Source organism: Winogradskyella sp. 266wxhm (assembly GCF_058964685.1).
In genome coordinates, this window is sequence record NZ_CM179559.1 from 93,562 (window position 1) to 114,566 (window position 21,005).

A 21,005-nucleotide genomic window follows, 5' to 3' on the forward strand; every position below is an offset into this window, starting at 1 on the left:
GATGACCTTAATTATTTCTGGTGACGTTTTTCAGCGTAGTCAAAACCTTGTTGCCACCATTTTGCCATCAATCTTTTACTAAAGATTAACGAGTTTTCAGTTAAAGTCGTTGGAGTGTAATACAAATTTAGCTTTACATTTTTGTTTCTAGCTGCAAGCTTTCCGATGATGATATCATTTCGCTCCACCTGATCTAATAAGTGACCAAACAAGCTAATCATTAATGAGAATGGGTTTTTACCCAAAACTTTTTGTTTCCCTAAACTTTCCGCCTCAAGAACTATAGCATCAACTTCTGTAGCACCTCTGAGAATAGCCTCTCGAATTGGTATTACGCTTCCTAAGCCACCATCTGCATATTCATAACCATCTACTTTCGCCAATGACATAAAAGGGATGTAATTGCACGAAATCCAAATCCAATTACAGAATTCCTCATAAGAACATTCCTGAATAGACTTATATTCCACTCTATTCATAGACAAATTAGAAACCGTCACCACAACATCATGCTTGGTCTCTTTTATTCTTTGATACTCTTCAAAAGTGAAATTCTTCTTGATGTGTCTTCGCAAGGCTTTACTCTCTCCAAAGGTTCTTTTACGTTTCATAAACTGCCACAAAGAATTCACAAAATCGATAGACACATATTCCCTATCTCCTTTTTTGCGCTGCACAAATGGACTTACACTAAAAATATCCTGTTGCTGTACATTGGTAAAAATATCGTAAAGCTTATCTATTTTATTTAAAGCTAAGTGCGGCACCAACAAACTACCTGTAGATGTTCCAAGGAACATATCATATTCCTTTTTTTCAATTTCCATAAGGTATTGCGCTACTCCTCCGGCAAAAGATCCCTTACTGCCTCCTCCGGAAATTACCAATGCTCGCATTAATTTTTGTTTTGTAGTTGTTCCGATAATTCTTTTGCAAACTTAACTAATCTCCAGTTATGATGCGATTTTGCATTTTCAAGGTTCTTTTTACAGTTATCATCGCAAGATTTTATCATTTTCAAATAGTTGAACGCATTGATGCGCAAATCTGCATCATAGCGCTCACTGGTATAATCAACCAATTCGTTGTACAATGCTGCTTTATTATCTGCTTCGTAGAAAGGCGTATTCAAATTCAAAACAATCCATAATAGTCGTACATTTTTGTCACTGAAACCATGGATATTTCTTGTTTTAAACAAATACTTTGTGCGTTCTTCAGGAAAATTCACCCACAAATTATACAACGCACTTTCAATAGTAAGGTAGGACTTATCATCTAACAAGGATTCAAATTCTTCTTTTAAACCCTTTGGGATAACGGTCATATACTGCGCAATTGCCTGCCGTACCTTAAGGCTATTTTTAAACGCATCTTTAGTTACCCATTGCGGATTTTGCGCAATAATTCTAACTTTAGCTTTATCCGAAATATAAGACGTTAGCTGTTCGGCACATTTTGAAGAATTTGCTTCACAATCCACCATAACGTACTCATTTATTTTCACAGCTTGCTTTTGCAACAGATGAATAGCCGAATCAAATGGAAATTCCTTTTGTTCAACCCAAAGATTAAAGAAGCTTGTTAGCTTAGCTCCATAAACTTTCTCAACTTCTGTTATAAAATCATTGGTTTCAGCACTCGAAAATTGATATTTAACTAAATAATTCTTTACTGCTTGCGTAAACACATTATCACCAACTTTAGATCTTAAGGCATGAAGCACCCAAGCACCACGCTGATAAAACGTAAGACTACTCGACTTCGGATTTAACAACGAAGTGCCTTCACCAGCAACATCTTGCCTTCCGAGTTCTTGTGCAGTATCAAAAAGTGCAAAGTAGAAATATTCATTACCAAAAATTTCCTTTTCAGCCAACAAAGCGTAATAGGTCGCAAACCCCTCCTGCAACCAATGATGCTCACCAGATTTCGCCGTTACCAAATCTCCAAACCATTGATGCGCCAATTCATGAGCATTCACATTAACGTAGTTTCTATCGTTAAACCCAATAGAATCTACTACATAAGCGTCAGAAAAAATAGTACAGCTGGTGTTTTCCATTCCAGCATATAAAAAGTCGTGCACAGGCACTTGCTTATAATTTTGCCAAGGAAATGGCACAGCTATTTCTTCCTCAAGATAATCGAACATTTGTTTGCTATAACGGTATGTCGGTTCCACTTTTAAGGAGTCTTCTAGGTAGTAATAATATTCTAGAGGAATACCGCTTTTTGAGGTTTCTGTCTTTTTGCTATAGTTGCCAACAGCCAAAGCCACTAGATAGCTAGACATTGGTTTTTGCATATCATAATGCCAAATAAACGACGAGCCATTAACTTGCTTATCTACAAGTAGACCATTAGATACTACTTCATACTTTTTATCACAGGTTATAAGTAAATCAAATTCAATTTTGTCGTTAACATCATCTATACTTGGCAACCAATTACTTGTGTATTTTCCCTGACCTTGCGTCCAAACCTGTTTATGCTCACCACGATTAACAAAGTACATTGCCTTTTTTGGTTTTGCTGAATACAAAATCAATACATCGTTGTCTTTTGAAGTTGAAAACTGATTTTTTATAACCACCTTATCCTTAAGTTGATTAAAAGCAATCGGTTCATTATTTAAAAACACATCAGCAATATCAAGGTTTTCTGCATCAACAAATATTGAATCTACAGGCTTTTTAATATCAAATTTATAAGCTACCATTCCAGATATTGAATTCGAATCTGGAACAACCTCCAGCTTCACCATACCATGAGTAAAATCCACATAATCCGTTTGCTGAGCAAAGCTTAAACTCGATAAAAAAATAAAAAATATAATAAAGAATTGTTTCATGCTTTAGATTTGAACAAGAATAAGACCAAAATACAATTTTCTGTCATTTCCAAAGCGGAACGATTGAGAAATCTCTTCTTTTCATTAGATTCTTCACTACGTTCTGAATGACAAAAAGAAACTTTATCGTTAACAAGAATTTGGTAAATTCGCAATCATGAGTGTGAACTTACAAACTCCTATAGACTACCTCAAAAGCGTTGGACCAAACCGAGCGGATTTATTGCGTTCGGAATTGGGCATTCACACCTACCAAGATCTTATCAACTTGTTCCCAAATCGTTATATCGATCGCACCAAATATTACAAAATCAACGAACTACAACGCAACAATGCCGAAGTACAAGTTATTGGTGTAATTACAAGCTTTAGGGAAGTTGCCCAAAAACGTGGCAAACGCTTAGTTGCCGAGTTTAGAGACGACACAGGCATGATGGAATTGGTGTGGTTTAGAGGTCATAAATGGATACGCGAAAGCATTAAAACAGGGAAACCTTACGTGGTTTTTGGTCGCACCAATTGGTATAACGGCACCTTTAGCATGCCGCATCCTGAAATGGAACTGCAATCTGAGCACGAAAAAAACCTACGCTCAGCCATGCAAGCCATTTATCCCTCCACCGAAAAATTATCAAACAAGGGTATTACCAATAAAGTGGTGAGCAAAATAATGCAACAATTGTTCTTGGAAACCAAAGGACGATTTGTAGAAACCTTATCGGAAACAGTTAAAGGAGAATTGAAATTATTATCCAAATCTGACGCCCTTTTTAACATCCATTTTCCGAAGTCTCCAGAGCTACTTTCTAGGTCTCAATTTCGATTAAAATTTGAAGAATTATTCTACATTCAATTGCAATTAATTCTGAAAAATTTAATCCATAAATCCAAAATCAAAGGCTTTACTTTTGATAAAGTTGGAGACTATTTTAATAGTTTTTTTAACACGCATTTACCCTTCGATTTAACCAATGCACAGAAACGTGTTCTTAAAGAAATAAGAGCCGATTTAGGCAGTAATGCACAAATGAATCGTCTTTTACAAGGAGATGTGGGTTCTGGAAAGACCATTGTTGCGTTTATGTCAATGCTAATGGGACTTGACAACGGTTTTCAATGCTGCTTAATGGCACCAACTGAAATTTTGTCAGTTCAGCATTATAACGGATTACTTGAATGGTGTAATAAATTGAATATCAGCATTTCATTATTAACTGGTTCAACTAAAACTTCAGAAAGAAAAATAATTCACCAAAATCTTGAAAATGGCGATTTACAGATTTTAGTTGGTACTCATGCCCTACTTGAAGACAAGGTAAAATTCAAAAATTTAGGGCTTGCGATTATAGATGAACAGCATCGGTTTGGAGTCCAGCAACGATCAAAATTGTGGAAAAAAGGCCCCCTTCAATTCCCCCAAAAGGGGAACGTAAAATCGGTTCTAAAAAAATATCAAACCGCTCGTCCTTCAACCTACAAATTGATGAAGAAATTACAACAAGAAAATAAAAAAAATGGCACTGAAGCCGAGCGTATTTTATGGGAATGTTTAAGAGCAAAAAAATTAGATTTTAAATTTAGAAGACAACATATCATCGATGAATTTATTGTTGATTTTGTTAACCTAGAAAAAAATCTAGTTATAGAAGTTGACGGAGGTTATCACAACACTCAAGAACAACAAGAAGTAGACGAAATTAGAACATTAATTTTAAATGAACTCGGTTTTAAAGTCATCAGATTTTCCAATGAACAAATTATTGGAGATATCGATTCTGTTCTAAATACTATAGAGCAACGCTTAAAAAGCCTCCCTTCTGGGGAGGTTGGTGGGGCTTCGCATATCCCTCCACATATTCTGGTCATGACTGCAACTCCAATTCCACGAACTTTAGCCATGTCCGTTTATGGTGATTTGGATATCTCAATTATTGACGAATTACCAGCCGGAAGAAAGCCTATAAAAACAGTCCATCGTTATGACAATAATCGTCTGAAAGTTTTCAAGTTTTTAAAAGATGAAATTGCTAAAGGCAGACAGATCTATATCGTTTATCCTTTAATTCAAGAAAGCGAAAAAATGGATTACAAGGATTTAATGGATGGCTACGAAAGTATCTCTAGAGAGTTTCCGATGCCCAACTATCAAATCTCTATTGTTCATGGGCAAATGAAAGCTGCCGACAAGGATTACGAAATGCAACGTTTTGCCAAAGGCGAAACCAATATTATGGTGGCCACAACGGTTATTGAAGTTGGCGTTAATGTGCCAAACGCTTCGGTAATGGTGATTGAAAGTGCCGAACGCTTTGGTTTATCGCAATTACACCAGTTGCGTGGACGTGTGGGTCGTGGTGCCGAACAAAGCTACTGTATTCTTATGACTGGACACAAACTTATCAACGATAGCAAAACACGTTTAGAAACCATGGTTCGCAGTAGTGATGGTTTTGAAATTGCCGAAGTTGATCTAAAACTTCGTGGTCCTGGTGATATTATGGGTACACAGCAAAGTGGTGTTCTTAATCTTAGAATTGCTGATATTGTAAAGGATAAAGACATTCTAGATCGTGCGCGCTATTACGCCAAACAGGTTTTAAAACTCGACCCAAGCCTTACCTTGCCAGAACACAAAATGATTCTCTACACCTATCGCCAAATGAGCAAATACCGCAACATTTGGAACTATATTAGTTAAGAAAAATTTAGCATTCTCAATTGTCTTTTGCTAGTCTATTCACTTGATTTTCATTCAAAAAAGAAGTAACTTTAAGGAAGGTCGTAAAAACGTTACAACACCCTTCATTTTAAAAAATAATGTCATGAAAAATATATTAGTTGCTATAGATTTAGACGGAAACGAACAAAAACTTTTAGACAAAGCTTATGAGTTTGGTATAGCTTTTAATGCTAAAGTTTGGCTGATTCATATTGCTGCACCAAATCCTGATTTTGTCGGTTTTGAAGCTGGTCCGCAATACATAAGAGACGAACGCGCTACCGAACTTCGCGAAGAACACCAACAACTACAAGCGTATGCAGATGCGCTATACAACAAAGGTATTGAAGCTGATGGTTTATTGGTACAAGGTGCCACTTTAGACATGATTTTAGAAGAATCTAAAAAACTAAACATAGATCTCATTATCATTGGCCATACCGAACACAACTTTATCTACAAAGCTATTTATGGCAGTGTATCTTTAGAAACCGTAAAACAAGCTGATATACCAGTATTAACCGTACCTATTGACTAAAATAAAAAAGGCCTAGCTAAATCGCTAGGCCTCAAAACATAAGTGAACGTATTTTGCTGATGAATATGCTGCAAAGTAGTTGTAAACTTAACATAAGAATGTTAGCGACTTGTTAAAGCAATTACACCAACTGTTAATTAACGTCACGTTAAGACATAAAAAAAGGAAATGCTTCATAGAAACATTCCCTTTTTTTGATAATGACATAAGTAGCAATACCTACGCTATTTTATATCTTCTCTATTTACTATTTACATAAAACGCGTGAATAACACCAGGCAACCAAGCCAATAGTGTTAACAACAGGTTCAGTAAAAAAGTAGTGCCCAAACCATGTTTTAAAAACACAGCTAATGGAGGAATAAGTATATTTAATATGATTGTTATTAATGACATGTTATAATGTTTTTGGTTTATACCAAAATTAAGACCTAGCTACTTCCACCCTTGTCGTAAACCAATTGAATGTTAGCGCAAATAGTCTTAAATAAATATTTAACCCTTCTGTTACAGCGTTTTTTATTATGTTTAACACTTATTTATAACATAAAAAACTCAACACATTAAATGAAAAAATTTAAAGCCCTACTCGGAACCTTAATCACTTTAACAATTTTATCATGTTCCTCAGACAGCAATGACTCTGAATCAAATGATCCAATAGTAGGTGAATGGTTTTATATAAAGTTAGTAGAGATTAACAACAACACAACTTACGAATCATTTCCAGACAATTGTGAACTACAAACTAGTCAAGTGTTTAACTCAAACGGAAATTATTCATTCATGTTTTATGGTATTCCTGAAAACTCATCAAACTGTGAAGTTTTAAACGAAAGTATATCTGGGGATTGGGGAATTTTAAACAATAACTATGACATTAACTACATATATCAAGATAATATTACTAATGAACAGTTTGATAGTAATGAGTATATAGAATATCAATCTAGAGAGATTTTTATACAAAATGACACTCTTAACATTAGATACAATTTCTCAGATGGACACAGCAGTAACTCACAATTTGTGAAGTAAAAATGTACTTCAGATTATTTAACTGATAAAACCAAAAATCCCAAGACGCGTCATGGGATTTTTGGTTTTATTCCTTGAGTAATTTTGAATTAACACTAACCGTTTGAATCTCAGTTAAAACACCTATTGAAGTGTTTATAACTTTTAACATCTCAAACCATAACCTGTTGATTTTCAAATTTCAAAAATCTAACTTCGCTTATCGATCGATATGATTCATTAAAAACGGAATCATATCTTAACGTTCTCTGCAATTAAAAACTGAATGAAAAATTATAATTTCCAAATACTTTCTCCTTACGAATTTGAAATGCTATCTAGAGATCTGATCCAATTGCATTTAAATGTTTTTTTAGAGTCATTCGGAGAAGGACAGGATGATGGAATAGACTTAAGATGTTCTAAAGGAGATTATATAGTTATTCAAGCTAAAAGATATAAAAACTTCAGTTCTTTATTATTTAACCTTAAGAAAGAACAATTAAAAGTTGAAAAACTTAAACCTGAAAGATATATTCTGACTACCAGTTGTTCATTATCTCCTGGAAATAAGGAAATAATTAAGGAATTATTTAAACCTTATATAAAGTCCAATGAAGATATACTTGGAAAAGAGGATTTAAACAATCTTCTAACAAAATTCCCATCTATTGAAAAGAATTTTTATAAACTATGGTTAGCAAGTGTTGATGTATTAAATAATATACTTAATAGTCAAATCATTAACCAATCAAAATTTTTACTTGAGGATATTCAAGAAAAAATTGGAGTTTACGTCGAAAATAATAGTTTTGAAGAAGCTCTTTCTGTAATTAAAACTAACAATTATGTAATAATTTCAGGTTCCCCAGGAATCGGAAAAACTACTCTGGCTGAAATGTTGGTATTCCATCTTTTAAGCAAGGGAATGGAAGAATTTGTATTTCTATCAGATAGCATAAATGATGGCTATAAATTCTATAATGATAGTAAAAGACAAATTTTTCTTTTTGATGATTTTCTAGGACGAAATTTTCTTCAAAACACTTTACCAACGAATGAAGAAAAACAAATTTTACGGTTCATTAACAAAATCCAAAGTTCTTCTAATAAGGTACTCATATTTACTACTAGAGAATATATATTAAATCAAGCAAAACAAAAATTTGATGTCTTTGAAAAAGACTTTTCTAAATGCATTTTAGATATTACAAAATACAGTACGATTGTAAAAGCCAAAATACTCTACAATCATCTATCTATTAATGAAATGCCGTTTGAATATGTAGATGAAATCATTAAACAGGGATATCTTTTAAAAATAATCAAACACGCAAATTATAATCCTCGTATAATTGAATCATTTACTCAAAGAAAATTGTGGAAAGAAACTAAACCAAGTGAATTCCCGTCTAAATTGATTAATTTATTCGACGCTCCTTTTTTGGTTTGGGAACATGTTTATGAAAATCAAATTTCTCCAATTTCAAGGATGGTTCTTAATTCCATACTTATATCTGGAAATGAAATTGAATATGATCAACTATTCAAACAAGTTAAAACTTACTCAGAACAAAATAAAGATAGTTTTGATTTCACCGTAAACAATCATAACTATAAATTATCTATACGTGAATTAGAAAATTCACTTATTCAAATTAATAAAAATCATGATGGAAGTTTAATTATTCAATATCAAAACCCATCAATTCAAGACTTTCTCGTTAGCTATATAAACAAAGACAAAGTTGCTATAAATTATCTTATAAACTCATTACATTTTTTAAGACCATCACTCAATATTTTCAGCCAAAAATCAGATTTATTTTCAAAACAAAAAATTATACTTGATAATAGACTATCAGGTTGTTTACAGGGGAAATTATTAGATAGGTTTAATAAACTTGAAGTTGACTCTAAACTTCCAAAATATTCTAAACCAAGTGAGGATGATAATTATATTATAAAACTATTCTTGATTTTTGATTTTTTTAAACCGGAAAATGACATAGTGGATTCTTTTATTCAAAATAAAATTGAAGATGTGATATACTCGGAAAATATTACTAACCGATCCATATACGAGTTTACGCAACTACTCATTTGGTTTTACGATTGTGAAAAATTTGATTCTGAAAAAATATTGCTGAATATCTCAGGATGCTTTTGGGACTATGATGATTTAGGGTACTTATATGAAATTAAAGGGCTATTTGAGGATGAATTTGAAAATTACACAGAGAATGCAGAGGATATAATTGGTGATATCATATATGATATCGCCTATGGAATAGCAAATACTGATTCGGATGAAATTGAAGATTTAAGAAGCTATATTGATCAGCTAAGATTAATTGAAGATGATTTTCATTATAATGTAGATAATGAAATAGATGAAATAAATAGTAAAATCAGACGAATTGAAGAGGAAGAATTTAGGCTTCAAGATGATTTTTATGATGAATTCCCAGATGCATATTTTCCTCAAAGAGTAAGTTATATTGATGGAAGCTTATCAAGTTATATTTCAAATCAAGAAGAAAAAGAATCGCGAAGAGAATCTTATGAAAACCCAAGAGATGAAACCGAAATAATAAATGATCTTTTTAAATCTTTGAAATAACTGCAGAGAACAACGTGTATAAAACATAGCTAATAAGTGCTTAGCCAAAAGCATTGTAAACATTTCGAAAGACCGCCAAATTTTTAATTTGGCTTTTAAAAAGAGAAAAGTTAAAAACAAAATGTAAAAATTCGGCTCTGTGTTTATCCAAAAAGTTAGTGTCTTTTTGCACGCTACGTTTCATACAAAAACCGATAAGCACAACCAACCAAAACCAACAATAAATCGCTTTAAAAAAACCTCTTATTCACTCAACAACGTCTCCACAAAACCTTCAAACTCTTCTTGGAACTCAATATATTTTTCACCTGTTGCTGGGCCGTTAAATCCTGTATGTATTTTTCTAACCTTTCCTGTTTTATCAATAAAAATTGAGGTTGGGTAAGACAACACATGGTTAAGCATTGGTAGTTTTTCTTGGGCTTTAGCTTTATCAGACGTGCCGTATTGCGCTAAAAGAATTGGGTATTCTATACCAACATCTTGTTTTAAACGCTCAATACGTTTAAAGGCTTCGGGCTTGGTTTTGGCATATTCAAAAGCTAAGGCTACAAATTCCAAACCCTTGTTTTTGTTGTTGTTATAAAACTCAGAAAAGTATCGGCTTTCATCCAAACAGTTTGGGCACCAGCTTCCCATAATTTGCACAATCACTACTTTATTCTTAAAACGCTCATCACTGAGGCTAACCATTTCGTCTTTGGTGTTCGGGAATTCAAACGCAATACTGTCGTAACCCTCTTTAAGGTATGTCAACTCATTAGCATTTGGCAATTCAAACTCAGGATTCTTTTTTGCTACAAAAGGTTCTTTCCAATGATTTCCAGAATAGAAAGTGCCTTCCATTGTAGAGTCGGTCACTTTAGCTGTAAAATAAAACGCATGCGCACCATCAAAAGTTGAGAGTTTTAAACGTGTACCATCCAAAACACCTTCCAAATAGCGGTAATCGCCTGTTGTGGTTCTAAAAGTTCCGGTAACCTTACCATCATCCTGTTGTTTAAAAATGCCTTTAGCTACGTACTCATCACCAACCACACCTTTACTAAACACAGTTTCCCAAACTCCATCAATATTATAAGCAGCACCTGTTCCTGGCTTAAATCTTAAGGTATCGTTGTAAACCGCTTCAAAAGGCACCACTCTACCCAAACTTTTCTTTATAAAACTGCCTTTAAGCTCATCACCATCAATTTTTGCTGCGATATAACCTTCAAATACAGGCGCTGTGATATACACCGAATCGTTTTTGTAAACCATATCCTTAACATGAATATCTTCAGCCGCATTGTAGATATGTAGTGTAGAATCTGGCTTTACTTCAAATATAAATGGCAATTGCTCAGCATCTTTAACTTGCATTTCGGCACGGTAAGTCCCTGTTTTTAATTTTGAAATTTGCACTTCATTTTTACAAGCCGTGATTAATAAAACCACTAATAATCCTAATATATATCGCATCTTAAAACATCTTTTTATGAAGTTCGAAATAACAACAAATACCTTACATAAAAAAGCAAACTTCGTATTTCATTAAGCCACAAGTATTATTATCTTTGTAGCCTTATTAAAATAAGTACATGAAGATTTCTTACAACTGGTTAAAGCAGTTTTTAAATATTGAATGGGACGCTGAGAAAACAGGCGAATTGCTAACAGATCTTGGCTTAGAGATAGAAGGTATTGAACGTTACGAATCCGTAAAAGGAGGTTTAGAAGGTATCGTTGTTGGTGAAGTACTCACTTGCGTACAGCACCCAAATGCCGACCGATTAAAATTAACAACCGTAAATATTGGTGCAGAAGCTCCTGTACAGATTGTTTGTGGAGCACCTAATGTTGCTGCTGGACAAAAAGTACCTGTGGCTACAGTTGGTACAACGCTTTACACACCTGAAGGCGAAGCTTGGCAAATAAAGAAAGGTAAGATTCGTGGTGAAGAAAGTCACGGTATGATTTGTGCCGAAGACGAACTTGGCCTTGGCGAATCTCATGACGGTATTATGGTTTTGGATGCCGACTTAAAAGTAGGCACTCCTGCTGCAGCTATTTTTGATATTGAAAACGATCAGGTTTTTGAAATTGGATTAACTCCAAACCGAGCGGATGCCATGAGTCATTACGGTGTGGCAAGAGATTTAAAAGCTGGGTTACTTCAAAAAGAAGTACAGTTAGAACTTATTACTCCGTCGGTGAGTTCTTTTCATGTCGATGCCAGAGCATTACGCGTGGAAGTTGATGTACAAGATCACGACAGAGCTCCACGCTATTGTGGTTTAACGATTTCTGGTCTTAAGGTAGCTCCATCTCCAGAGTGGTTACAACACCGTTTAAAGTCTATCGGTTTATCACCAATTAACAATGTGGTTGATGCGACTAACTATGTTTTACACGAGTTAGGCCAACCGCTTCATGCTTTTGATGCTCATAAAATTTCAGGCAATAAGATTGAAGTTAAAACCTGTAAAGCCGGAACGAAATTCACCACACTTGATGAAGTCGTAAGAGAATTACACGAAGATGATTTAATGATCTGTGATGCCGACAAACCAATGTGTATTGCAGGTGTTTTTGGTGGTATTGATTCTGGAGTAACAGAACACACAACCAATATATTTTTAGAAAGCGCTTATTTCGATCCCGTAAGTATTCGTAAAACCGCAAAAAGACATGGTTTAAATACTGATGCATCTTTCCGTTTTGAAAGAGGTATCGATCCTAATATCACAGAATATGCGCTAAAACGTGCCGCTTTATTAATTAAGGAAATTGCAGGTGGAGAAATTACAAGTGACATCATTGATGCGTATCCTAAAAAAATAAAGGACTTTGAGGTTAGACTAAGCTTTGATAATGCTAAAAAATTGATTGGTGAAGAAATTCCGAAAGAAACCATAAAGAGCATTTTAACCTCCCTAGAAATTAAAGTAAATAACGTTACTGAAGCAGGTTTAGGTCTTACCGTACCAGCTTACAGAAACGATGTACAGCGCGAAGCTGATATTATTGAGGAAATTCTTAGAGTTTACGGTTATAACAACATCAAAACCACTGAGAAGTTAAATGCTTCAATATCCAATTCATCTCGATTTGAAGATTATAAACTTCAGAATATCATTGGTAACCAGTTGGTTTCTCAAGGGTTTTATGAGATTATGGCCAACTCACTAACATCTCCTAAATATGTTGAGCTTAGTGAAGGTTTAAATACTGATCATAATGTGAAAATGTTGAATCCTTTGAGTAATGATCTTGAAGTGATGCGACAATCGTTATTGTTTTCTGGCTTAGAAGCTGTAGCTCATAATATCAATAGAAGACGTACAGATTTAAAGTTATTTGAATTTGGTAAAACCTACCACCAATACGATGATAACCGTGAAGAACACAAACATTTGTCCATTTTTGTAACAGGTAATAAATCTGAAGAACGTTGGAACTCACCAGAAAACCCAAGCGATTTCTTTTACCTAAAAGGCACTATTGAAGCCGTTTTACAACGTTTAGGTTTAACGCGTTTAAAATCTGCTCCTACAAAAGAAAGCATGCTAAGTGAAGGGATGAGTTTTTCTATCAGGAAAAAGAATTTGGTAGATTTTGGATTGGTTAAAAAATCGGTATTAAAGCATTTTGGAATTTCTCAAAACGTCTTGTTCGCTGATTTTAATTGGGACAATGTGTTAGAAATGGCACAGCATAACAAAATAAAGTTCAATGACATCCCTAAATATCCTGAGGTACGACGAGATTTCGCTCTTTTATTAGATAAAAATGTTACGTTCGAAGATATTCATACTATCGCCAAAAAAACTGAAAAACAACTACTTAAAAACGTAAATCTTTTTGATGTTTACGAAGGAAAAAATCTTCCTGCAGGAAAAAAGAGTTACGCTGTAAGTTTTACGCTTCAAGACGAACTAAAGACGCTTACAGACAAGCAGATTGACAAAATTATGAACAAACTACAATCTAATTTTGAAAACAAGCTTGGAGCTGAGTTAAGATAGTTCAGATTAAACAATGAAACATTTTTTAGTTATTACCTTTAGCATTATGCTATTGGGTAAGGGTTATGCTCAAGATTTATTATACACTATAGATCAAGACAATGCCTCAACATGGTCTTTATTAAAATACGATTTTAATACCACTTGGCATGGAGTTAAACATTCTTTTACCAAACCGTTAAGCTGGAAAGAGAAAGATTATCTAAAATTAGGAGGCATCATTGTAGGTACCGTTGGCTTATCATTCGCTGATGAAACTATAAACGATTATACCGAAAACCATAGATCTAGCTTCCCTAAACACGTTAGGGATTTTGGGTGGTATTTTGGAAGTCCTCAAAATTATTTTATTGCCAATGCTGGTTTGTATGGCTTTGGACTACTCACTAAAAATAGTAAAGTAAGGCGCACAAGCGTTCTTATTATTACCTCTTCAATAACTACTGGTTTTATACAGACAATAGCCAAAAATGGTTTTGGTAGGGCAAGACCTGGTGTTGGCAGAGGAGCTCATCATTTTAAACCATTTTCAAAAGAAGGAGGACAGCATTCTTTCCCTTCTGGACATACAGTTTTATCAGTAACAATGGCTCATTCCATAGCCAAACAATTTCAAAATCCTTGGGTAAAAGCAGGCATTTATACTATTGGAGCGATTCCTCCTGTCTCTCGACTCATTGACGAAGCACATTGGTTTACGGATATTGCCTTTAGTACTGTTGTTAGTATTATTGTTGTAGATGGTATTGATAACTTCTTGTTCAAAGAAAAAGCGTTTGATATAGAAAGACCTGATCAAAACAATAAGATCTCATGGAATTTCTCTTTCACGGGCAACACCATTGGGTTTGTAGGTACTTTTTAAAATCTTCTTTTTTCACTAGCCATTAATTACACAAACATTATTATTTATTTAATAGTTGTTGGTTTAATTATTTCTAACTTTATAGTTCTAACAAAACCAAAAAAACATGGCAAAAGTAACATTAGGAGGTAATCCAGTAGAAACTATAGGAAACATACCAAACGTTGGTGATAATGCACCCGATTTTAAACTTACAGCAACAGATTTATCAGATAAAACCAATGCTGATTTTAAAGGAGAACGTTTAGTTTTGAATATATTTCCAAGTGTAGATACTGGGACTTGTGCACAATCTGTAAGAACTTTTAACGAAAAAGCAAGTCAGCTTGAAAATACTAAAGTCCTTTGTATTTCTAAAGATTTACCTTTCGCCATGCAACGTTTTTGTGGTGCTGAAGGTTTAGATAATGTTATTAGTCTGTCCGATTACAAAACGGGTAACTTCGGTAAAGATTACGGTTTAGCTTTTAGCTCTGGAACATTTGAAACTTTGCTCTCAAGATGTGTGGTTGTTATAGGTGCAGACGGTAAGATTTTACATACAGAGCAAGTTGCAGAAATAGCAGATGAACCAAATTACGAGTCGGCTTTAGAAGCTTTAAAATAGATTCAACACAAGTTTAGCGAGAATTTATTCATGCAAAAAAAAGAACCTTTTATCATTAATAGGCTAAAAAGTGTTGGCTATGCTTTTAAAGGCATGCTTATTCTTATAAAAACTGAAGCCAGCATAAAGATTCAGTTGTTTATTGCTATTGTGGTGACTATTGCTGGATTTTATTTTGAGATTTCAAAAACCGAATGGATTGCGCAAATCACTATGATTGGCTTAGTTATGAGTATTGAAGGTGTTAACACTGCTATTGAATACATTGCCGATTTTGTACATCCTGAACATCATCATAAAATTGGACTAATTAAAGATGTTGCCGCAGGAGCTGTGTTTATTGCTTCAATTATTGCCGTTATAATTTCTGGGATTATTTATTTGCCTAAGTTTGGTGTTATTTAAATGGGTTTTCCTGTCTTTATATTTGAGATCTTATTAATATTAATCACAAGTCCTTTATTGATTTATGTTTATTTCTTGGTTTTTAGAAAATCACTAAAAAAATTATCTGTAAATAAATCTATAGCTATTCATTATATCATGATTACTGGCTTAGTAATCCTTGGTATTGTTACTTCAAATCTTTTACGGCTTATTTTAGGAATTACATCAATATACTTGCCTCTTGAATATGAAAATATCAGGCAATTTGGACATTTACTGTGGTTCACACCATATGAACAAAAACCAACAATCGAAATTATAGCTTATATATCAGTTATTATTTTAAACATTTTTGTTACTTATAAAATTATCAGGTTTTATGAAATGAGATCTTTAAAAATGTTAGCCAAAAATTATGCTTTATTTACAACTCTAATTTTTAACACACCTATTATCTTATCAAAAATTTTTCAAATAATTTTAGCCTTTTATTATATAAGTTAAAACAAAACTGAATATGAAAATCATTTTTTGTGATAGCGTAATAGATAATAAGACTGTTGAACCAGATTATCATACTGAATTTATTTCAGCAAAAAATAATGGATTCAACACCGAAATCATCAGCTTTGAAGCTCTTGAAGAAGGTAACATTAAAAGTGCTTTAAAATACATGAAAAGTTGTGACAAGCAGGAACTAGCAATTTACCGTGGCTGGATGATGAGACCGAAAGTATATGAAGCCTTTTACCAAGGTCTCCTAATGAAAAATATCATATTGATTAATAATCCAGTTGAATATAATCATTGTCATTATTTACCTAATTCTTATGACAAAATTATTAATGAGACCCCTAAATCTAATTGGACAAAAGATTTATTACAAAATAATATTCTTGATTTAGTAAAAGATTTTGGCAACAATCCTATCATCGTTAAGGATTTTGTAAAATCTGAAAAACACCATTGGAAAGACGCCTGCTTTATTCCAAACGCTTCGGATAAAAATAAAGTTCAGGAGGTCACAAATAAATTTTTAGAACTTAGAGGCTCTTACCTTAATGAAGGTCTTGTATTTAGAGAGTTTGTTGAGCTAGAATTTTTAACTGACCATTCAAAAAGCGGAATGCCTTTAACAAAAGAATTTAGACTTATTTTTTTGAACAAAGAATTGGTTCAAGTGCTAGACTATTGGGATGAAGGAGTATACGATTCTGAAAAGCCAGATATTGAATTCTTTAAAAATATTGCTAATAAAATAGAAAGCAATTTTTTTACAATGGACGTTGCAAAAAAGAAAGATGGTAATTGGATAATCATGGAGTTAGGTGATGGCCAAGTAGCTGGACTTCCCGATCATGCTAATACAGATGAATTTTATTGTACTATGAGATCTATTTTAAAGAATATACCCAATAACAATTTACTATCATAAATACCAAAATCTAAACAAAACCCGTTTCTAAACTATAATTTGTTTAGTTTTAATATTTCTATAATCATAAGAATGAGACCTACCTTATTAATCCTTTTATTTTTGATTCTATTTGCTAGCTGCAAAGAAGCAACAACAAATCAGAAAGAAAAAGTACAAAATACTATTCCTGAGACGGAAGTCATACAAAAAAAAGATACTATCTATGATAACCTGACCAAAGATTTTGTTTTAGGTAAATTCAATTACAGAACACATTCAGATTTTATAAAAGTAGAAACTATTCACTCCTCAAAAACATTATATCTCAATAAAGAAGTTTACACAGCTTTTGTAAATATGTTTGAAGCTGCAAAAAATGATGGTATAGATCTAAAAATTATCTCAGGAACTCGTAATTTTGATGAGCAAAAAGTCATTTGGGAAAGAAAATGGAAAACCTATAACAGTCTCAATCCTAATGAACGCGCTTTAAAAATCTTAACCTACAGTTCAATGCCTACAACATCGAGACATCATTGGGGAACAGATATTGACCTAAATAGTTTAAGTAATTCGTATTTTAGCAGCGGAAAAGGACAGACAGAATATAATTGGTTAGCCAAAAATGCAGAGACGTACGGGTTTTATCAACCTTATACTGAGAAAGATCATGGAAGAACCGGTTATAATCTAGAAATGTGGCATTGGTCGTATTTACCTTTAGCAAGTAAATATTTGAAATATTACAATAACAATATTAAGTATTCAGATATTGAAGGATTTAAAGGAGATTCACTTGCACAATCCATTGAAATGATTGACCGTTATGTTAATGGTTTATCCAAAAAAGTAAAAGCATATAATTAAACACTATAATTTCGGTATTTTCGAAATAATATGGCAAAAAAAAGAACTAAAAAGAAAACCACCACAACAAAGTCTAAAGCTAAACCAAGAAAGCTTTCGTTTGCGTTATCCAATCAGCAAAAACTGATTTTTGGTAGCCTACTTATTATTTTAGGTGTGCTTCTTTTTATCTCCTTCTTATCCTTCATTTTTACAGGAAAAGAAGACCAAAGTATTCTTAGTAACTTCCCAGACCGCTCAGAAGCCTATAAAAATTGGGCAAGTCAGCTTGGTGCTTGGGTAAGTGAGCTGTTTATTATTAAAGGATTTGGTATACCTTCATTTATATTCTCAGGTTTATTATTTCTCTCTGGAGTCTATGTGACTTTAAATCTAAAAAAAACTAAACTAAGAAAACACTGGATTTGGGGAACATTAATCGTCATTTGGTTATCGATTCTATTCGGTTTCTTTACACATAAATTTGATATTCTTGGTGGAGTTATTGGTTATGAAATCAATCTCTTTCTTCAAGATTACATAGGTAAAATAGGTACTATCCTACTCCTTATTTTTGGATTCATTACCTATTTAGCTATTCGATTTGAAGTTACAGGAGAATCTATTGCTAATATCTTCAAAAGTGCAAAACGAAATATTAAAGATGATTTTCAAACCGCTTCAGAAGAACAAACTGTTATTATTGACAATAGCTTAACCGAAGAAGCTGAAGCGATTAAGTCGGCACATGAAATTTCACTAGATGACAACACTTCTAAAACCGAAAAAACACCTGTTCCTGACAAGAAAATTGAAAACCTAAAAATTGAAGTTTCAGAAAAAGAAGAGGAAACTATTGACACACCAGAGTTACAAGTTGAAGTTGAAAAATTTGAAGAAGAAAAATCCGAAACTGATAATTTAGCAGATAAACTTGTTGAAGATTTCGGGCAGTTCGACCCTACTCTAGAACTTGGCAAATACCAATTTCCACCTTTAGATCTTTTGAAAAAATACGAAAATGAAGGTATTTCAATAGATCAAGACGAACTTGAAGAAAACAAAAACCGAATTGTTGAAACACTCAATAATTACAAAATTGGCATCACCAGTATAAAAGCTACAATTGGTCCGACTGTAACTCTTTACGAGATTGTGCCAGATGCTGGTATCCGAATTTCTAAAATCAAGAATTTAGAAGATGATATTGCACTCTCGCTAGCTGCACTTGGTATACGTATTATCGCGCCAATTCCTGGTAAAGGGACTATCGGTATTGAAGTTCCGAATAAAAATGCAACTATTGTATCGATGCGTTCTGTGATTGCTTCACAGAAATTTCAACAATCCAAAATGCAACTTCCGATTGCGCTTGGTAAAACCATCAGTAACGAAACACTTGTTGTAGATTTAGCAAAAATGCCGCACTTACTTATGGCTGGTGCTACAGGTCAAGGTAAGTCTGTTGGTCTTAATGCTGTGTTGACGTCTTTACTTTACAAAAAACATCCTGCAGAGGTTAAATTTGTACTTGTTGATCCTAAAAAAGTAGAGCTTACACTTTTCAATAAAATAGAACGTCACTATTTAGCTAAACTTCCAGATAGTGAAGAAGCTATTATAACAGATAATACCAAGGTTATTAATACGCTGAATTCACTTTGTATTGAAATGGATAACCGATACGAAATGCTTAAAAATGCATTTTGTAGAAATATTGCTGAATACAACACCAAATTTAAAGCACGAAAATTAAATCCAAACGACGGTCATGCTTATCTACCATATATTGTATTGGTTGTAGATGAGTTTGCCGATTTAATTATGACTGCTGGTAAGGAAGTAGAAACGCCAATTGCACGTTTGGCACAATTGGCACGTGCCATTGGTATTCATTTAATCATTGCAACCCAACGTCCTTCGGTAAACGTAATAACAGGTATCATTAAAGCGAATTTCCCAGCACGTATTGCCTTTAGAGTAACAAGTAAAATTGATAGTAGAACAATTTTGGATGGTTCTGGTGCAGATCAGTTAATTGGTCGTGGAGATATGCTTTACACACAAGGTAATGATTTAATTCGCATACAATGTGCTTTTGTTGATACACCAGAAGTTGAAAAAATTACGGAATTCGTAGGGTCACAAAAAGCTTATCCAGACGCACATTTATTACCTGAATACGTTGGTGAAGAAGGTGGCACAAATCTTGATATAGATATATCTGACAGAGATAAATTGTTTAGAGAAGCTGCTGAAATTATTGTGACATCACAGCAAGGTTCAGCATCTCTTCTACAACGAAAACTGAAATTAGGCTACAATAGAGCTGGTAGAATTATTGACCAATTAGAAGCAGCTGGCATAGTTGGTTCTTTTGAAGGTAGTAAAGCCAGGCAAGTATTAGTGCCAGATTTAGTAGCTTTGGATCAATTATTAGAAAACGAATAATAAACATAACAACTTAAATAAAAATGAAAAAAATATTAGTATTTGCCTTTTTAGCCTTTGGGTTTACAGCTTTTTCGCAAAATGATGCTAAAGCTGAAAAACTGCTAAATGAAGTAAGCGCTAAGATTAAATCTTATAAAAACATCAGTTTAGATTTTAAATACGAATTAAGCAACTTAAGTGAAAACATTAAACAAGAAACACGTGGCGATGTTGTTATTGAAGGCGAAAAATATAAGCTTAATATTCTAGGTATTACAAGAATTTATGATGGTAAAACTTTGTATACCATCAGTCCGGAAGATGAAGAAGTCACCATCTCTTCCAACAATACTGAAAATGAAAATACAATTACTCCTAGTGATATGCTTTCATTTTATGAAGATGGCTACACTTACAAGATGGATATTGTTCAAAACGTGAAGGGTAGAAAAATTCAATATGTAAAATTGAGTCCTATTGATGCTAATTCTGAAATAAAGTATGTTCTTTTAGGTATTGATGCCACAACAAAACATATTTATAATTTAATTGAAGCTGGAAATAACGGTACCAAAACTACACTTACTGTTAATTCTTTTAAAACCAACGAACCTATCTCAAAAACCTTATTTACTTTTGACGAAAGTAAATACAGTGATTACTTTATCAACAAAATTGATTAAGTTTCAAGC

17 protein-coding genes are annotated in these 21,005 nt (G+C 33.4%); 13 read left to right on the forward strand and 4 right to left on the reverse strand.

The window, feature by feature from the left end:
- Positions 1-11: 11 nt before the first annotated feature.
- Together AC2H4K_RS00460 and AC2H4K_RS00465 are read right to left on the reverse strand one after the other, a co-directional pair.
- On the reverse strand, positions 12-896 hold the full coding sequence (locus AC2H4K_RS00460; protein WP_281141359.1) for a patatin-like phospholipase family protein: 885 nt from the start codon (positions 894-896) through the stop codon (positions 12-14).
- Positions 896-2,854 (reverse strand): M1 family metallopeptidase, encoded by a 1,959-nt coding sequence (locus AC2H4K_RS00465; RefSeq protein WP_281141358.1) that lies wholly within the window; start codon positions 2,852-2,854, stop codon positions 896-898. The genes AC2H4K_RS00460 and AC2H4K_RS00465 overlap by 1 nt, the downstream gene beginning before the upstream one ends.
- A gap of 157 nt (positions 2,855-3,011) precedes the next feature.
- Between AC2H4K_RS00465 and AC2H4K_RS00470 the strand changes: the two genes are divergently transcribed.
- Together AC2H4K_RS00470 and AC2H4K_RS00475 are read left to right on the forward strand one after the other, a co-directional pair.
- Entirely contained in the window at positions 3,012-5,552 is a 2,541-nt protein-coding gene (locus tag AC2H4K_RS00470) for a DUF559 domain-containing protein (protein WP_493742671.1), read from the forward strand.
- A gap of 124 nt (positions 5,553-5,676) precedes the next feature.
- Complete coding sequence (locus AC2H4K_RS00475; protein ID WP_281141356.1) at positions 5,677-6,111, forward strand: universal stress protein; 435 nt, start codon at positions 5,677-5,679, stop codon at positions 6,109-6,111.
- A 240-nt stretch (positions 6,112-6,351) separates the two neighbouring features.
- Here the strand turns inward: AC2H4K_RS00475 and AC2H4K_RS00480 are convergent, their stop codons facing one another.
- On the reverse strand, positions 6,352-6,507 hold the full coding sequence (locus tag AC2H4K_RS00480) for a YqaE/Pmp3 family membrane protein (RefSeq protein ID WP_281141355.1): 156 nt from the start codon (positions 6,505-6,507) through the stop codon (positions 6,352-6,354).
- Positions 6,508-6,678: 171 nt separating this feature from the next.
- On the opposite strand from AC2H4K_RS00480, the gene AC2H4K_RS00485 reads away from it, so the two are divergent.
- Together AC2H4K_RS00485 and AC2H4K_RS00490 are read left to right on the forward strand one after the other, a co-directional pair.
- Positions 6,679-7,149 carry a hypothetical protein gene (locus AC2H4K_RS00485; protein ID WP_281141354.1) on the forward strand — a complete coding sequence of 157 codons (471 nt, stop codon included), beginning with the start codon at positions 6,679-6,681 and terminating at the stop codon, positions 7,147-7,149.
- 265 nt (positions 7,150-7,414) lie between these two features.
- Complete coding sequence (locus AC2H4K_RS00490) at positions 7,415-9,751, forward strand: nSTAND3 domain-containing NTPase (RefSeq protein ID WP_281141353.1); 2,337 nt, start codon at positions 7,415-7,417, stop codon at positions 9,749-9,751.
- 243 nt (positions 9,752-9,994) lie between these two features.
- Here the strand turns inward: AC2H4K_RS00490 and AC2H4K_RS00495 are convergent, their stop codons facing one another.
- Positions 9,995-11,212 (reverse strand): peroxiredoxin family protein, encoded by a 1,218-nt coding sequence (locus tag AC2H4K_RS00495; RefSeq protein ID WP_281141352.1) that lies wholly within the window; start codon positions 11,210-11,212, stop codon positions 9,995-9,997.
- A 119-nt stretch (positions 11,213-11,331) separates the two neighbouring features.
- Here AC2H4K_RS00495 and pheT point away from each other — a divergent pair, with 119 nt between their 5' ends.
- The 9 genes from pheT (at position 11,332) to lolA1 (ending at position 20,996) form a co-directional block, all read left to right on the forward strand.
- A complete protein-coding gene (gene pheT, locus AC2H4K_RS00500; protein WP_281141351.1) occupies positions 11,332-13,758 on the forward strand; it encodes a phenylalanine--tRNA ligase subunit beta in 2,427 nt (808 codons plus the stop codon).
- Between the two features lie 13 nt (positions 13,759-13,771).
- Entirely contained in the window at positions 13,772-14,623 is an 852-nt protein-coding gene (locus AC2H4K_RS00505) for a phosphatase PAP2 family protein (RefSeq protein ID WP_281141350.1), read from the forward strand.
- Between the two features lie 106 nt (positions 14,624-14,729).
- Positions 14,730-15,230, forward strand: coding sequence for a thiol peroxidase (tpx, locus tag AC2H4K_RS00510; protein ID WP_281141349.1), 501 nt, complete (start codon positions 14,730-14,732; stop codon positions 15,228-15,230).
- A 30-nt stretch (positions 15,231-15,260) separates the two neighbouring features.
- The gene (locus tag AC2H4K_RS00515; RefSeq protein ID WP_281141348.1) at positions 15,261-15,635 is read left to right on the forward strand and encodes a diacylglycerol kinase family protein; all 375 of its coding nucleotides are present in this window, start codon (positions 15,261-15,263) and stop codon (positions 15,633-15,635) included.
- Complete coding sequence (locus tag AC2H4K_RS00520) at positions 15,636-16,121, forward strand: hypothetical protein (protein WP_493742672.1); 486 nt, start codon at positions 15,636-15,638, stop codon at positions 16,119-16,121.
- 13 nt (positions 16,122-16,134) lie between these two features.
- The gene (locus AC2H4K_RS00525; protein WP_281141347.1) at positions 16,135-17,052 is read left to right on the forward strand and encodes an ATP-grasp domain-containing protein; all 918 of its coding nucleotides are present in this window, start codon (positions 16,135-16,137) and stop codon (positions 17,050-17,052) included.
- Positions 17,053-17,124: 72 nt separating this feature from the next.
- A complete protein-coding gene (locus AC2H4K_RS00530) occupies positions 17,125-17,901 on the forward strand; it encodes a M15 family metallopeptidase (protein ID WP_281141346.1) in 777 nt (258 codons plus the stop codon).
- A gap of 30 nt (positions 17,902-17,931) precedes the next feature.
- The gene (locus tag AC2H4K_RS00535; protein WP_281141345.1) at positions 17,932-20,331 is read left to right on the forward strand and encodes a DNA translocase FtsK; all 2,400 of its coding nucleotides are present in this window, start codon (positions 17,932-17,934) and stop codon (positions 20,329-20,331) included.
- Positions 20,332-20,354: 23 nt separating this feature from the next.
- On the forward strand, positions 20,355-20,996 hold the full coding sequence (gene lolA1 / locus AC2H4K_RS00540; protein ID WP_281141344.1) for an outer membrane lipoprotein periplasmic chaperone LolA1: 642 nt from the start codon (positions 20,355-20,357) through the stop codon (positions 20,994-20,996).
- Positions 20,997-21,005 lie beyond the last annotated feature (9 nt).

Coding starts and splice junctions, on each gene's coding strand:
- AC2H4K_RS00505 (WP_281141350.1), top strand. CDS start 13,772: ATGAAACATTTTTTAGTTATTACCTTTAGCATTATGCTATTGGGTAAG.
- AC2H4K_RS00515 (WP_281141348.1), top strand. CDS start 15,261: ATGCAAAAAAAAGAACCTTTTATCATTAATAGGCTAAAAAGTGTTGGC.
- AC2H4K_RS00470 (WP_493742671.1), top strand. CDS start 3,012: ATGAGTGTGAACTTACAAACTCCTATAGACTACCTCAAAAGCGTTGGA.
- AC2H4K_RS00530 (WP_281141346.1), top strand. CDS start 17,125: ATGAGACCTACCTTATTAATCCTTTTATTTTTGATTCTATTTGCTAGC.
- tpx (WP_281141349.1), top strand. CDS start 14,730: ATGGCAAAAGTAACATTAGGAGGTAATCCAGTAGAAACTATAGGAAAC.
- AC2H4K_RS00475 (WP_281141356.1), top strand. CDS start 5,677: ATGAAAAATATATTAGTTGCTATAGATTTAGACGGAAACGAACAAAAA.
- AC2H4K_RS00525 (WP_281141347.1), top strand. CDS start 16,135: ATGAAAATCATTTTTTGTGATAGCGTAATAGATAATAAGACTGTTGAA.
- AC2H4K_RS00490 (WP_281141353.1), top strand. CDS start 7,415: ATGAAAAATTATAATTTCCAAATACTTTCTCCTTACGAATTTGAAATG.
- AC2H4K_RS00495 (WP_281141352.1), bottom strand. CDS start 11,212: ATGCGATATATATTAGGATTATTAGTGGTTTTATTAATCACGGCTTGT.
- AC2H4K_RS00520 (WP_493742672.1), top strand. CDS start 15,636: ATGGGTTTTCCTGTCTTTATATTTGAGATCTTATTAATATTAATCACA.
- pheT (WP_281141351.1), top strand. CDS start 11,332: ATGAAGATTTCTTACAACTGGTTAAAGCAGTTTTTAAATATTGAATGG.
- AC2H4K_RS00480 (WP_281141355.1), bottom strand. CDS start 6,507: ATGTCATTAATAACAATCATATTAAATATACTTATTCCTCCATTAGCT.
- AC2H4K_RS00485 (WP_281141354.1), top strand. CDS start 6,679: ATGAAAAAATTTAAAGCCCTACTCGGAACCTTAATCACTTTAACAATT.
- lolA1 (WP_281141344.1), top strand. CDS start 20,355: ATGAAAAAAATATTAGTATTTGCCTTTTTAGCCTTTGGGTTTACAGCT.
- AC2H4K_RS00535 (WP_281141345.1), top strand. CDS start 17,932: ATGGCAAAAAAAAGAACTAAAAAGAAAACCACCACAACAAAGTCTAAA.
- AC2H4K_RS00460 (WP_281141359.1), bottom strand. CDS start 896: ATGCGAGCATTGGTAATTTCCGGAGGAGGCAGTAAGGGATCTTTTGCC.
- AC2H4K_RS00465 (WP_281141358.1), bottom strand. CDS start 2,854: ATGAAACAATTCTTTATTATATTTTTTATTTTTTTATCGAGTTTAAGC.